This is a genomic window from Klebsiella sp. V115_8, from assembly GCF_029967715.1.
Classification (GTDB): Bacteria; Pseudomonadota; Gammaproteobacteria; order Enterobacterales; family Enterobacteriaceae; genus Klebsiella; species Klebsiella quasipneumoniae.
The window spans coordinates 211568-224812 of record NZ_JASCAR010000002.1 but is presented as its reverse complement, the minus strand read 5'-3'; the positions used below and the strand labels follow the sequence as shown (position 1 = coordinate 224812).

The 13245-nt window shown below is 49.8% G+C and carries 19 protein-coding genes and 1 pseudogene; 11 read left to right on the top strand and 9 right to left on the bottom strand.

Translation table 11 applies throughout. The features are described 5' to 3' along the window. Nucleotides 1-627: 627 nt before the first annotated feature. The 7 genes and pseudogenes from QLG03_RS03435 to QLG03_RS03405 form a co-directional block, all read right to left on the bottom strand. Nucleotides 628-832: pseudogene (locus tag QLG03_RS03435) on the bottom strand (hypothetical protein). Then, the gene (locus QLG03_RS03430) at nucleotides 829-1092 is read right to left on the bottom strand and encodes a DUF977 family protein (RefSeq protein ID WP_282473573.1); all 264 of its coding nucleotides are present in this window, start codon (nucleotides 1090-1092) and stop codon (nucleotides 829-831) included. Before QLG03_RS03430 ends, QLG03_RS03435 begins: the two are co-directional and overlap by 4 nt. 2 nt (nucleotides 1093-1094) lie before the next feature. Beyond that, nucleotides 1095-1535, bottom strand: a complete 441-nt coding sequence (locus QLG03_RS03425; protein ID WP_200793164.1) for a hypothetical protein — start codon at nucleotides 1533-1535, stop codon at nucleotides 1095-1097. Between the two features lie 13 nt (nucleotides 1536-1548). After that, nucleotides 1549-2094 (bottom strand): replication protein P, encoded by a 546-nt coding sequence (locus tag QLG03_RS03420; protein ID WP_282473572.1) that lies wholly within the window; start codon nucleotides 2092-2094, stop codon nucleotides 1549-1551. After that, on the bottom strand, nucleotides 2006-2989 hold the full coding sequence (locus tag QLG03_RS03415) for a DnaT-like ssDNA-binding domain-containing protein (protein ID WP_282473571.1): 984 nt from the start codon (nucleotides 2987-2989) through the stop codon (nucleotides 2006-2008). The genes QLG03_RS03420 and QLG03_RS03415 overlap by 89 nt, the downstream gene beginning before the upstream one ends. A gap of 51 nt (nucleotides 2990-3040) precedes the next feature. After that, entirely contained in the window at nucleotides 3041-3595 is a 555-nt protein-coding gene (locus QLG03_RS03410; RefSeq protein ID WP_014907826.1) for a toxin YdaT family protein, read from the bottom strand. 2 nt (nucleotides 3596-3597) lie between these two features. Continuing rightward, on the bottom strand, nucleotides 3598-3813 hold the full coding sequence (locus QLG03_RS03405; protein WP_012542199.1) for a Cro/CI family transcriptional regulator: 216 nt from the start codon (nucleotides 3811-3813) through the stop codon (nucleotides 3598-3600). A 101-nt stretch (nucleotides 3814-3914) separates the two neighbouring features. On the opposite strand from QLG03_RS03405, the gene QLG03_RS03400 reads away from it, so the two are divergent. The 7 genes from QLG03_RS03400 (at nucleotide 3915) to QLG03_RS03370 (ending at nucleotide 9413) form a co-directional block, all read left to right on the top strand. Then, a complete protein-coding gene (locus tag QLG03_RS03400; protein ID WP_012542200.1) occupies nucleotides 3915-4304 on the top strand; it encodes a helix-turn-helix domain-containing protein in 390 nt (129 codons plus the stop codon). Between the two features lie 299 nt (nucleotides 4305-4603). After that, nucleotides 4604-4726, top strand: coding sequence for a hypothetical protein (locus QLG03_RS03395; RefSeq protein ID WP_016529975.1), 123 nt, complete (start codon nucleotides 4604-4606; stop codon nucleotides 4724-4726). Between the two features lie 420 nt (nucleotides 4727-5146). Next, nucleotides 5147-5341 carry a DUF1482 family protein gene (locus QLG03_RS03390; protein ID WP_282473570.1) on the top strand — a complete coding sequence of 65 codons (195 nt, stop codon included), beginning with the start codon at nucleotides 5147-5149 and terminating at the stop codon, nucleotides 5339-5341. A gap of 42 nt (nucleotides 5342-5383) precedes the next feature. Beyond that, the gene (locus QLG03_RS03385; RefSeq protein WP_349017248.1) at nucleotides 5384-5728 is read left to right on the top strand and encodes an Rrf2 family transcriptional regulator; all 345 of its coding nucleotides are present in this window, start codon (nucleotides 5384-5386) and stop codon (nucleotides 5726-5728) included. A 141-nt stretch (nucleotides 5729-5869) separates the two neighbouring features. Continuing rightward, nucleotides 5870-8008 (top strand): exonuclease, encoded by a 2139-nt coding sequence (locus QLG03_RS03380; RefSeq protein ID WP_282473568.1) that lies wholly within the window; start codon nucleotides 5870-5872, stop codon nucleotides 8006-8008. A 51-nt stretch (nucleotides 8009-8059) separates the two neighbouring features. Then, complete coding sequence (locus QLG03_RS03375) at nucleotides 8060-8308, top strand: excisionase (protein WP_071599122.1); 249 nt, start codon at nucleotides 8060-8062, stop codon at nucleotides 8306-8308. Further along, nucleotides 8286-9413: a phage integrase Arm DNA-binding domain-containing protein gene (locus tag QLG03_RS03370; protein WP_282473567.1), complete on the top strand. Its 1128-nt coding sequence runs from the start codon at nucleotides 8286-8288 to the stop codon at nucleotides 9411-9413. Before QLG03_RS03375 ends, QLG03_RS03370 begins: the two co-directional genes overlap by 23 nt. A gap of 45 nt (nucleotides 9414-9458) precedes the next feature. Here QLG03_RS03370 and ompW read toward each other — a convergent pair whose 3' ends face one another. Continuing rightward, nucleotides 9459-10097, bottom strand: a complete 639-nt coding sequence (ompW, locus tag QLG03_RS03365; protein ID WP_023289313.1) for an outer membrane protein OmpW — start codon at nucleotides 10095-10097, stop codon at nucleotides 9459-9461. A gap of 269 nt (nucleotides 10098-10366) precedes the next feature. On the opposite strand from ompW, the gene QLG03_RS03360 reads away from it, so the two are divergent. The 4 genes from QLG03_RS03360 to yciA all read left to right on the top strand — a co-directional run bounded on the left by QLG03_RS03360 (nucleotide 10367) and on the right by yciA (nucleotide 12649). Then, a complete protein-coding gene (locus QLG03_RS03360) occupies nucleotides 10367-10780 on the top strand; it encodes a YkgJ family cysteine cluster protein (protein ID WP_023289312.1) in 414 nt (137 codons plus the stop codon). A 25-nt stretch (nucleotides 10781-10805) separates the two neighbouring features. Then, nucleotides 10806-11549, top strand: coding sequence for a YciC family protein (locus QLG03_RS03355; protein ID WP_023289311.1), 744 nt, complete (start codon nucleotides 10806-10808; stop codon nucleotides 11547-11549). A gap of 54 nt (nucleotides 11550-11603) precedes the next feature. Further along, entirely contained in the window at nucleotides 11604-12143 is a 540-nt protein-coding gene (locus QLG03_RS03350) for a septation protein A (protein WP_004203842.1), read from the top strand. A gap of 107 nt (nucleotides 12144-12250) precedes the next feature. Beyond that, nucleotides 12251-12649: an acyl-CoA thioester hydrolase YciA gene (yciA, locus tag QLG03_RS03345; RefSeq protein WP_002901629.1), complete on the top strand. Its 399-nt coding sequence runs from the start codon at nucleotides 12251-12253 to the stop codon at nucleotides 12647-12649. 29 nt (nucleotides 12650-12678) lie between these two features. Here the strand turns inward: yciA and QLG03_RS03340 are convergent, their stop codons facing one another. Continuing rightward, nucleotides 12679-13215: a YniB family protein gene (locus tag QLG03_RS03340; protein ID WP_023283571.1), complete on the bottom strand. Its 537-nt coding sequence runs from the start codon at nucleotides 13213-13215 to the stop codon at nucleotides 12679-12681. Nucleotides 13216-13245 lie beyond the last annotated feature (30 nt).

The window sequence follows — 13245 nt, the reverse complement described above, 5'->3', positions numbered from 1 at the left end:
AGGACTATTACTACTTTAGCAACACTTAAAAAAAATGTTTATTGCTTTATAAAGTTTCCATTTCGGTTTCAATGAGATAACAATAAATTTACCTGTAAAAACATCTTTCCCACAGCAAAAATGCACGCAGCCATTGCAAAGGTGGGAGCGTCGATTTATCATTTTTGAGTCAAGTAAAGAAAGCCCCTCTCACATTCAGGCCTCCAACCTGACGTGAGTACCGAAAAACCCGGCAAGCAATGCCGGGTTTTTTCATGCAAACAAAACACCGAATTGCTGTTTCTGTAACCTATTATCCGATGAATTTTGCTGAGCACAAGTGTTGATTTTGACGTTAAATTGAGGTTGCAGGAGGGTAATATTCCTCAAGTCCACGTCGCATGAGGCCTGGAGAAGATGTCAATAAAACAGAAAAAAAAATGAAAATTTGATCGAATGCTGATTTCTTCATCGGAAGAAATGATTACGCGGCCTAAAGCCGCGCAATTAGTCCAGAATAATGCCAACAAGATGCAGTTTTCGCTCGCTGTTTATTGCATGATGTTAAATGTTATTTACTATTCCTAGGTTGCTATACATTACTAGAAATCAATATCCAGCAATAACTTTCGAAAACTTTTGATTAAATCAGCCATGCTTCACTTGGATAGGCTTAATGGAGTCGAGAAGCAGCCGACGGCGCGTATGCTCAGCAAAATGCCGTTTACCCGTGTCTTTCCTGTAACACTCCGTTTTCCCGACAACCCACATAGAGGACGTTTTCATGCAGAAGTTTAAGCTGAGGACCGTCTTTGGTGATCACGGTGCCAGTATGAGTTTTTGCGATTGTCATAGAATCTCCCCTTTGCTACGAAAGTCATACCTCACCAAGTCAAAATCGATAGCAGCACGATGATCGCGGAATAATCCATGACGGCCATGGCGGATGATCTCCCCGGTTCTCTGCGCAACCTGCATATCCAGCCGAGCCGCTTTTATGGAAAGCCCAGTCATTTCAGCTACCTGTTCGGTGGTGATGCGCCCATGTTCTTTGACAAAATCAATAATCCTCCGAACATCCCGCACCTTCTGCAGTTGGGTTCTTTTAGTCATAATCAGCACCTCGCCGCGTTGCGCAGGCAGCGGTTGCGCATTCTGGCAAGCAACCAGAGCTCGTTTGCTGTTGTCGTCATTCCAAGCATCGATGTGTAAACAGTCGCAGCCCGGCGCCACAGCTTTTTGTCTTCCAGCGTCTTCGCCAGGGACAGTGCGTTTTGGACTTTTTTCACATCCTCTTCAGATAATGGTGTTGCAGTCTGCGGCAGGGCAACATCGGGAACCTCAACGCCTTCAACCACTCGATAGACATACTGGTAGCCGTTATGGGTACGATGGAGTTTTCCCGCGGCATGTAGCTGCCGCAGCAAGTTACCTGCTGTACTGGCTTGCAAGTCCAGCGCATCGCAGACATCCTGCAGGACGCATTCTGGCGTCCGACTAACGATGGCAAGCACCATCTGTGCTTTGGTTACTTTGGTTTTTGATTGTTTGGTCATGGTCAAAACTCGTTTACTTGGTTAAACCTGCCGCCTTTCGGCGTCTGTACTCTTCCATCAGAATCTGCGCTGGCGTCGGTCCTGCTGGATGTCTCGGTGCTGCCAACTGCTGACGAATTGGCGGAATCGAAAACCCGTTAGCCAGGTGTTTGGTCCATTTCGTGAGTAAGTTTTCTGCCAGTTTTTTCAGCTCTCCCTCCGTCAGGTTCCTCTCAACTCCGGTTCTGCGCATCTCAAGGCAAATGTGATACAGAACATCCTGTTTCCATGGGTATTTGTCGCTGCCCGAGTATCGGTAAGACTCATTCCTCCAGCGCTTGTATTCCGCCATTACAGATTCGGATGTCAGATTGAACGGGTTAGCACCGCTGGCAGATACCAGAGCAACGAATTCAGCCAGATCCGGTGGCCATGTGTTACCCGCGGCGCAGCGCTCCATGCACTGGCGGCAGACCAGGGTAATCTGGGCATCACTCATCGATCCAATCTGGGCAATCCACATATCCGAGGGCGCCGCCCCGTTCTTCTGGGTCCACCGATTCGAGAATATCTCCCCCATGACCGTCCATAGCCGCCATGCCGTATCCGCCGCCAGCAAGTCCGCGTTGCTTCTCCCAGAGCTCTCTGGCTTCCTGAATTTGCTGGACTGCCCGGGATGCGGTGTTAACTGATTGAATTCTTGCATTGCCGTTACCTCCGGTTGCTGGTTGTGGTTTGGATTTGGCTCTGGCACTTATCACGCTGCGGGCAAATTTCTGCTCCCATTGAATCTGAGTGAACACTTTCCCCTCGGATTTCCAGTACGCGGTGAACTCTGCCAGCTCTGTTGGCAGGTATGCCGGTTCGGGAAGCGCTATTCCCCAGGTAGCAGCCAGTCGCGGCCAGTCCTGTGACGGCAGCCAAAGGTCGTGCATGGCGAATTTCCCGATCGGAATATCCACTCCAGGCAGATACTGAGGTTCCTGAAAAACATTTCCCTTGTGCGCATAGAGAGTGGGGTTTGATCCTTTTCCCTTCCCTTCCCTTCCTTTTCCGTCAGTGAGTCCTCCATGAGGATTCACTGAGTCCTCACTGAGCCCTCCTTGATTAGGAGCTCTTTTTTCTTCCTCTCCTGCCTTATCCTCAGTGAGTTCTGGCGGAAGAGGTATTTTTGAAGCTGAAGGCCTGTTTATTTTTTGATGCTTAAGGAAACCTTTAATCTGTAAATAGCAGACATCATTCACTGAATACTCAATGAGTAATCCATGAGTGATCAGTTCCTGTATTAGTGGTTCGCAATCGAGCGCGTCCGCAGGGAAGATTTGCATCTTCAACCGTTTTGGCGAACGCTCAAGGCATCCCATATCGTTGGCGAAGTTGAACAACCCGATAAACAGGAGACGCGCTGGTATTGAGCATTCCACCACCTTCTCATCTGTCCAGAATTCAGGTTTAACTGTTCTGATGCGGGCCATCTGAAACCTCTTATTAACCAGCTGGTGCTGGTGGTCATTGTCAAAACTCGATTAGAAAAACTGCGGCGCTACGGCGCTGATGCTCGCCAGTAGTGGTCCCGCCGCATCTGCAGGGAGCATGTTAAAAAGTGCAATTGCAGCTTCCCGTATTTCACGCTCTAGTTTCTGCAGAGGTGCGCCAAGTAACTTGGCCTGGTGCGCTTCGCTGCATTCTTTGATTGCATTGGCCACCAGCTCAGTTTCAGTTAAGCCATGTTTTAGGCCATGTTTGCGCGCGATCTCTATCGGCATTGCATCAGCGATCGCCGCCGAAAGCTGGATGACATAACTGGTGTACTTCTCTGAACCGCCCTCGTTTTTCAGGTAGCGATACAGATTTTGTTTATTGACGCTGATACCGCGCCCGTTTTGTTTCTCCCACTGTTCGGCCACCAGCTGCGCAACGTGGTCTTGCGCACGCCCAGGTAATGAGGACTCCCATTCCTGAACGGCGGCCAAAATGGCTCGGCATTTCTTGCCGTCACGCCGACGGGGCAAATACTGATTTTCCGTTTTCAGTTGCATACTCATCACCGGAGTATGATTTTCAAAAGAGGTGGTTTGCATGGTCACTCCTTAGGTATTCCATCCGTTGGATTCGGATATAGATCAGGACGTAATTCATGAGGCGTAACGCCCGTTGCATTAAAAACCTGTAAAACTCGCGATGAAGGCACAATACCTTTTGTTTTCCACTGACTTACTGCCATGCCGCTTACTCCAAGCGTTGATGCTAATTTATTGGCTGAGCCAGCTACTCGAATTGCGTTATCAAGGGCTGTCATAACTATCTCCTCGTTAAGTTAGGCATAATAAAGCATAGGTTTATATTCAATGCAAATTTTTAATTTATTGTGGCTATAAACTAAACCTTTACAATGGGCTTATGAAAAACACTGAAGAACTCAACAACCAACTGATTGCTCGTTTGGAAGAAATTACTCAAAGAGGGATCAGCAAGGCGGATATGGCTCGCATTGCTGGAGTTACACCTCAAGCGGTGAATGGGTGGTTTAAGAAAGGAGTAATCAGTAAAAAGTCCGCAATTGCCCTCGCGGAAGCTGCCAATGTGTCTGTAACTTGGTTGCTTGGAGAGAAAGTATCTGAAGATTCAGGCCTCAAGCCAAATGAGAGCAAAATGTTACGTCTGTTTAGGCAGTTACCTGAGGCTGAACAAGAGAGAATGATCGATACGTTTGAAGTCCGCCTAAAAGAAATCGATGATTATGTTGAGAAATATCTCCGTGGTCGATTTAAGGCTAGCGACACTAACTAACATCTCTGATCTCACCCCATGAAACCGGCAAATGCCGGTTTTTTTTTGCCTGCCGCGCAGCCTCAATCACTCCAACAGCTCCCCTGTCTTGATTAAAGCAAAAGTTTGCATCCACATAAATCCAATGTTGACATCAAACATAAACCAATGCTTTAATCATTCCATCGCAGCAAGTCATCGAGGCAGGAAGCCCACGTAGTAGCTGCCGGCGGCATACGAAACACCGGATGAGATGACAGCAATATCAATCGCAGCAGGTTCAACGTTCGGCTGCCCGGCCTTAAGGGAAGGAAATAAGTATGGATAAAGCATACGAAGACTATTTTGAAAACCTCTCTGAAGGTGAAGAGGCACTGAGTTTCAGCGAGTTTACCGCGGCACTTTCAGGTAAGCCGGCAGACTGCGCCTCTTCTGAAATGTAATGGAAATACTGCGCGCTTCGTGGTGGTGAATTGCAGGGTGAAAAAGCTCAATCGTGAAGATCAGCGTCACGACACCACCGACGAAGCGCGTCGAAGTAGTGAAAATAAAAAATCAGGGTTTGCAATGCGGTGAATGCGGCTATGCGCACGCGACACAGTTAAAAAAGTAAACATGGCGGTCATTCACACGTTGTGGGGAAAAAGTTGTCGGCGGTAGTTGTTAACTGGCTGCCGTCACCGGGAGGCACCCGGCGCCGCATTGCAAAACCACATCCTAATACTGAGTTAACTGGAGATAACTATGAAGGATTTTGCCCGAGTACCTACCGGGAACCAGGCGACCCACCTGAACTGGTTCGAGGTGAGACTACGCCAGCTGTGTTACTTACTGGCGCAGAAAGGAAACCCTGAGGCTGAGGCATGAATACCCTGTTTGCCCTTGTCATCAGCGTATGTGCTCTCACTGGTGAATGCTCTGATGTTCTGATCGGTGTTTATCCATCAGAGGCCAGTTGCAACAGCAACGCCGATGAACAAAAAATACTGGGCCAGTGCCTACCCTACCGAAATGCACAAAAAATGGCTGTCGACCAACAGCCTGCAGTGAGTTTTTGAATCGAGTTTTGACCAATGGCCGTTACGGCCGGAGAAGTGATTATGGAATTTGGAATGAAACGCGTTCTGGCATCTGTCCAGGCCGCCGCCACTTTGAATAAGCTCTATGACGGCTCGCCCGTTTCAATGACGGCCATCAGTAAAGAGTCAAAGCTGTCTACTTCATACCTTGAGCAGATCTTCAAAAAGCTGCGGGCGGGTAACCTGGTAATTTCACAGCGTGGCCCAGGTGGTGGTTATAGCCCCCGCGGTGATGACATCACCGTTACAGAAGTGATCACTGCGGTATCTAAACTGCCAGCCCATAAAACTTTTGAGCCTATCCTGCGAGCGCTTGACGACGTTCGCGTATCACAGCTGCTGCGGGGCGATTCGCCAGCCCCATAAAGCACAAAACCCGCGCAAGGCGGGTTAAGTACCCGGTCAGCCGACCAAAGCTTTCCGGAATCGAGTTTTGACCAATGACCACCACCAGGGCGGCTGCCATCAGCTGCCGGGTATCTTACAATCCAAAGGAGCCCAAACGCAATGAACAACTACCCGTATCTCATTAAAGCTAAGGCAAAAGCAAACGAAGCGAAAAGTCTCTTCTGCTGGTTCTCTGCTAAATCCGATTCTCGCGCCGAGCGCAAAATCCTGGACATCCTGGAAGACGCTGAAATTAACGTTGGCCGCGGCGCCAGCCATCAGCTGCCGATCCGCACCAACTGGCTCATCGTTGATGACTTACCGGAAGAAGGTGTACTGGATGACACCTGGTGCGATCGCTACGAGCTTGGTGGTGAAGACGGGCTGACATGGCAAAAAATCGTTGCGCCGGCGGCTGCTGAACCACAGCCCTCCAGTAAACCAGAAAACGATATCTCTCCTGCAAATAGCGATGAAGAGGACTATTCGAACAATGAAGAAGCACTCTTCAACCTGGCGGAAATGTCATTCCGCACGCAGCTGCTTGCCCAGTATATGGCCGACGAGCGTCACGTGTATCACATTAGCATTCCTCATCGTAACCGCCTTTCAGCGATGGAAATGGATACGGATAATCACGGTGTGCAGAATCTGCTGCTGACGGCAGAAAACATTCCGGAGCTTAAAAAATATGATATGCCTGGCCTGTGGAAATTTACCAGTGCATTTAAGAGCGTATTTCCTGTGGGGAAACGCCATGAGCTCGGCAAGCAAATTCAGTTCGCCAAATTGTGGCTTGAAACGTCGCACATTGACCGCGGGATCCTTACAAAGGAATGGGCTGCTGGAAACTATATCACCTCAATAAACAAAACCGATGCCGGGGCCAATGCTGGCGGCGGTAACAAAACTGACCGCAATCCGGATTATCAGCATTCGCTGGATACTCTGGATATAGAGATCGCCCTTGCGACGATGCCTATGGATTTTGATATCTATAATTTTCCGGCATCAGTCCACCGCCGCGCGAAGGAAATAGTACAGAAGAAAGAAAGTCCATTTAAAGAATGGTCTGCAGCATTACGGAGCACACCAGGCATCCTTGATTATTCCCGTGCAGCGATTTTTGCACTAATCAGGAAAGCATCCAGTGGAATAACTCCTTTTCCAGATCGGTTGCGTGGCTACATCAACGCGAATCTGACTGAACATAAGCATGATACCCCGAGCGCTGAAACGCTTGCCAAGGCGGGACATATTCCATCTGCTGCAGTCACTCTGGATGCAATAAACCAAGCGATCGCCGGAGAGGATAGCAGCGCAAAACTGGAAACACTCTCCTCCGATTTTAAAGCAGTTGGTACCGAACTGGTAAAAGAGGCTCAAAAGCAACATCCAGACGCTAATCAGGTTCTGGCCTCCGAGCGCGGCGAATATGTTGAAGGGATTAGCGACCCTACGGATCCGAAGCGGGTAACCGAAGACCTTACCAAGACCAGGCAACCTGAAGTTTCAAAAATTGGGGACGGAGTATTTTCCATTGACGGTCTTGTTGACGTTACGGGCAAGGTTAACCAAAAAGAAAAAACAGATGAAGTTGTTCATCAAATGGATGCTGTAGATATTGAATCCGGTCATCATAATAAGGAGGAAGATCAGCCAATTGATTATGTTCACGTTATGGTTGATCTGGAAACCATGGGTAAAAAACATAACGCCCCTATCGTCGCTATTGGTGCGGTTGTTTTTGACCCGGCAACCGGCTCTATTGGAGAAAGTTTCTATAAAGTCGTATGCCTTGAATCCTCTGTGAACTGGGGCGCCGTAATCGATCCCTCTACTGTTATCTGGTGGCTTAAGCAGTCCTCCGAAGCACGCTCTGCGATCGTAAATGATGATGCTATCCCGTTGCTGGATGCATTACTCCAGTTCAGAGAGTTTGTTTCTGATAATGTCGCTGGTGGGAGCAAAAAGGCGCAGGTATGGGGTAACGGTGCGTCATTCGACAACTCTATTCTGCGTTCTTCTTACGATTGCATTGCTGAAGATTATCCGTGGGAATACTGGAACGATCGGGACGTTCGAACAATGGTAGAACTCGGCCATGCCATAAACTACGAACCCCAAAAAGCAATCCCGTTTGAGGGCGAACGACACAACGCACTTGCCGATGCTATTCACCAGGCCCGGTATGTTTCTGCAATCTGGCAGCGCCTCATCGAAGGAAATCAAGTGCTGCAGAAACTAACTCAAAACTGATTTTACAAATTCAGCAAATGGCCCTGTATTGGGCCATTATTAGGAGGAAATATGTCGCGATTAGTTCTTCTGTCTGTATGGGCTGAACATGAGTTTGGGGATCCTATTCCGGGCCCATCAACCTTAAATAAATATGCTAAGAATGGAATGATTTCCCCTCCACCTCAAAAAGTCGGGAAAAGTTGGCGGGTAGAAATTACAGCCCGCTTTGTCGGGATGGCAACGAAACCAGTGATGAAAAAACAAGATCACCCGTTACTTAGGAGAATTCTTGAAGATGGGCAGACCACGCAAACATAACGTCAATATTCCCGGGCTATCTCCGTACTTTGATTCAAGGACGAACAAAGTATATTGGCGTTATAAACACCCTGTTACAGGTAAGTTTCATGGATTAGGTACAGATGAAAAGATCGCTACCGAGATTGCAATAGAAGCAAACACTCGACTCGCAGAACAACAAATGAGAAATATCCTCAAAATAAAAAACGAAGTACATGAGCGGATGGGGGGATCATCGTCGGTAACAACATTTATCACTCGGTACAAAAAGATTCAAGAAGAAAGATATAGCCGCGGAGAAATTAAACTCAACACATTAAAACAAAAAAATTCACCACTTAAAGTATTGGATGAACATCTTGGATTACGTTCACTTGATCAGATAACCGTTAAAGACATTGTCAACATATTAGATGAGTACAAAGAAAAAGGGCATAACAGAATGGGGCAAATATTCAGAAAAGTTGTCATAGACGTTTTTAAAGAGGCACAGCAACTCGGGGACGTACCAGTTGGTTTTAATCCAGCAGAAGCAGCAAAAAAACCTCATGTGAAGATTTCCAGGCAGCGTCTGACCTTTGATGAGTGGAAGATCATATATGCATCGGCAGAAAAGGAAAATTATTTTCTTCAGCGTGGAATGCTTCTTGCCATCATAACCGGTCAGCGCCTTGCAGACATATGCAATATGAAATTTTCGGATGTTGAGGATAACTATCTTCTTATCGAACAAAGCAAAACAGGGGCAAAGATAGCACTTCCACTACATTTGAAATGCTACCAGTTAGGTATGAGTCTTGGAGAGGTTATCTCTTTGTGTAGGGATAGAGTTTTGAGTCCGTATTTGTTGCATCACCATCATGCAAAAGGGACTGCAAAAAGAGGAGGCAAAGTAAAACCCGGTACACTCACAGTGGCATTCAGTAAGGCAAGAGATGAGGCAGATTACGATTGGTCAAAAAATGGTACGCCTCCGAGCTTTCACGAACAAAGATCTTTATCTGAACGGCTTTATCGTGAACAAGGCATTGATACTCAAATTTTGCTAGGACACACCAGTAAAACAATGACTGATCGATACAATGATTCACGCGGGAAAGAGTGGAAAAAACTGGTCGTATAATGACCAGTTTTGCAGAGGGATTTTGCAGGAGTTTTGCAGAAGAATTTAGAACCGATAGCCTGCGGAGAACATAAACACCCACGGATCCAGGCGGGTGCTGACTTTCTGGTCCACGCCGCCGGCTTTGAATTTCACATCGGTATCGATATCCATGTACCACACCGACATATTCAGCAGCCAGTCACGGTTAATCAGGTAATCGAGGCCGACCTGCCCTGCCGCGCCCCAGGAGTCCTTCAGGCTCAGATCGGAAAGCCCGGCCGCCTTACCGTTATCGTTAAAGTCTTCATTAAAGAAGGTGGTGTAGTTAATCCCCGCCCCCACGTAAGGGCGCACCTTGCTTTGCGCATCGCCAAAGTACCACTGCGCCATCAGGGTGGGTGGCAACTGATGGACGGTGGCGATGGTGCCGGTTGGCCCGGTACCAACCTTATGGCGGAACGGCGTTGCCGCCAGCAGTTCCACGCCGATGTTATCGGTCGCCATATAGGTAAAGGTTAAACCCAGCTGAGTGTTGTTACTGACGTTGAAACCGCCAAGGCTGCCTAACACATTGTCAGAGCCCTCCGTCGGTCGGACGGTGGCGGTCCCGGCGCGAATGAAAAATTCACCCGCTTCATGCGCCCAGACGCTGCCGGTGGAAAGAGTGCTTAGAATTAATGCCGCCGCTGCTAACTTCTTCATGTCCACTTCCTCATTATGGTTTTTCAGCGCGGCCAAATATACCTATAACGAGTTACGTTTGATCTGTTTTAGATCACACTAAAACCTTAGATTTAACATTTATTGATCCAGATTAATTTTTGATACCGAACGCAATACGCTGAATCCTTCGCACATCAATTTTCACTTTTCGCGAAAAAAATTATTTATGCCCCTCTTGCCGCCGCTGAGGCGGCTGGATAAGTTAACTGCCGACAATCTGTGTTGATGCGTTTTTTTCAGGTGTAATTATGAGTGAAATCAACCCGTGCATGACGTGCGGTGCCTGTTGTGCGTATTTTCGTGTCTCTTTCTACTGGGCGGAAGCCGACGACGCGGGCGGCCTGGTGCCCTCCGCGCTGACCGAGCCGCTAACCCCTTTCCTGCGCTGCATGAGCGGCACCAATCAACGCCAGGGCCGCTGCGCGGCGCTATCGGGCGAAATCGGCGACGCCGTCCACTGCACTATCTATGAAAACCGTCCCTCGCCATGTCGCGAATTCGCCATGTCCGGGGAAGATGGCGAGGAAAACGACGCCTGCAACCGGGCGCGAGCGCGCTATGGCCTGCCGCCATTGCGGCCTCTTTACAAAGATATACCTGCCCTGACCGGCGCAGAGAGTGCTACGACGGAACGATTTGCGGTACAATCGCCGGCTAGTTAACACCTGCGACACTCAAGGAGAATGCATGTCTATCACGGCGAAGTCCGTCTACCGTGACACCGGGAATTTTTTTCGTAATCAGTTCATTACCATTTTGCTGATTGCGCTGTTGTGCGCGTTCATTACGGTAGTACTTGGCCATGCCTTTTCACCCAGCGACGAGCAGCTGTCGATACTCAGCGAAGGCGACAACCTCGCCGGTAGCGCAGGCCTGTTCGAGCTGGTGCAGAATATGACGCCGGAGCAGCAGCAGGTTCTGCTGCGCGCCTCGGCGGCATCGACCTTCTCGGGTCTGGTGGGCAATGCGATCCTCGCCGGCGGCGTCCTGCTGCTCATCCAGCTGGTCTCTGCCGGTCATCGCGTCAGCGCTCTGCGCGCTATCGGCGCCTCGGCGCCGGTGCTGCCGAAGCTGCTGCTGTTGATCCTCTTCACCACCTTCCTGGTGCAGATGGGGATGATGTTAGTGCTGGTGCCCGGCGTCCTGTTGGCCATTGTGCTGGCCTTTGCGCCGATCATGCTGGTGCAGGACAAAATGGGCATCCTCAGCGCCATGCGCAGCAGCATGCGTCTGGCCTGGGCCAATTTGCGGCTGGTGGCGCCGGCCATTATCGGCTGGCTGGTGGCGAAAACCCTGCTGCTGCTGTTCGCTTCCAGCTTTGCCGTGCTGACGCCGAACGTCGGCGCGGTGGTCATCAACACCATCAGCAACCTGATTTCCGCCCTGTTGCTGATCTATTTATTCCGCGTGTATATGCTTATCCGTAGCTAATTTTAACCTGGACCGGGAAATTTCCCGGTCCGTCCTGACAGACGGGATCGATGTATGAAGCAGTTTCTGGATTTTTTACCGCTGGTGGTCTTCTTCGCCTTCTACAAGCTTTACGATATCTACGCCGCTACCACGGCGCTGATTGTGGCGACCGCCATCGTGCTGATCTACAGCTGGGTGCGCTACCGTAAAATCGAAAAAATGGCGCTGATCACCTTCGTGCTGGTGGCCGTCTTCGGCGGATTAACGCTCTTCTTCCACAATGATGAGTTTATTAAATGGAAGGTGACGGTGATCTATGCGCTGTTCGCCGGCGCGCTGCTGTTCAGCCAGTGGGTAATGAAAAAGCCGCTTATCCAGCGCATGCTGGGTAAAGAGCTGACCCTGCCGCAGCAGGTCTGGTCGCGTCTAAACCTGGCGTGGGCGGCGTTTTTTATCCTCTGTGGGCTGGCTAATATCTATATCGCCTTCTGGTTGCCGCAGAATATCTGGGTTAACTTTAAGGTCTTCGGTTTAACCGCTCTCACGCTGGTCTTTACCTTGCTGAGCGGGATCTACATCTACCGCCATATGCCGCAGGACGACCACCACTAATTCCCCGGCAGCCTGCGCCCGCCTCCGCGGGCGCTATCCCCTATTCTCTCTCCGCCGTTTTCATAGTAGCATCCCGCTGATCGTCTTTGACCACAACAGAGTAGAGCATGACAACAACAGATCTCGCCCCGAAGGGCGAAATGGTTTTACGCACCCTGGCAATGCCGGCGGATACTAATGCCAACGGGGATATTTTTGGCGGCTGGCTGATGTCGCAGATGGATATCGGCGGCGCCATTATGGCCAAAGAGATCGCCCAGGGTCGCGTGGTGACCGTGCGCGTGGATGGGATGACCTTTTTACGTCCGGTGGCCGTCGGCGACGTGGTGTGCTGCTATGCCCGCTGCGTGAAGCGCGGCAATACCTCGGTAACCATCAACATCGAAGTGTGGGTGAAAAAAGTCTCTTCAGAACCAATTGGCCAGCGCTACAAGGCGACGGAAGCGCTGTTTATCTACGTTGCCGTCGATAATCAGGGTAAACCACGCCCTCTGCCGGCGGAATAAGATGGCGCCCGGCTAACCGGGCACCTGGCTTAGAGAAAGCCCAGCAGCGAGAAGAAGAAGTAGCCGATGACAATTACGATCACCGGCAGCACGTACAGCGGGAAATACTGCACCAGGATCGTATGTCGCGGCACCACAATGCGTTCGGCGAGCTGCTCGCGAGTTAACCCTTCCGCGCCTTTCGCCTGCTCGAGGATCAGCTGATCCTCAATCCCCTCGCGGAGAAATTTCGCCTGCCGCGCCATCCGCGCGCCGGAGGCCTGCAGCGCCATACCGACGAACACCAGAATGAAGATAATCCAGAAGCCGATGTTCAGGCTGTGGTGGAAATCCGGCAGCGGTGAGTTGTACCAGAAAAAGTTCAGGAACGGCGTGTTAAAGCGCATCATCTCAATCATGACGTGCGCAAAATCCATCATTACCGCGTCAATGCCGGGTTTCTTTTCACTGTGCTCATACATAAATTTGAGGACAGAAATCAGCGTCGACAGCACGGCGGGAATAAAGATGACCCATCCCAAAATACGTTTAATGACCGCAATGCGTCCAGCTTGTTGGTACGTCATGAGTTCCCCTTGTTAAAGACGCGTTAGTGG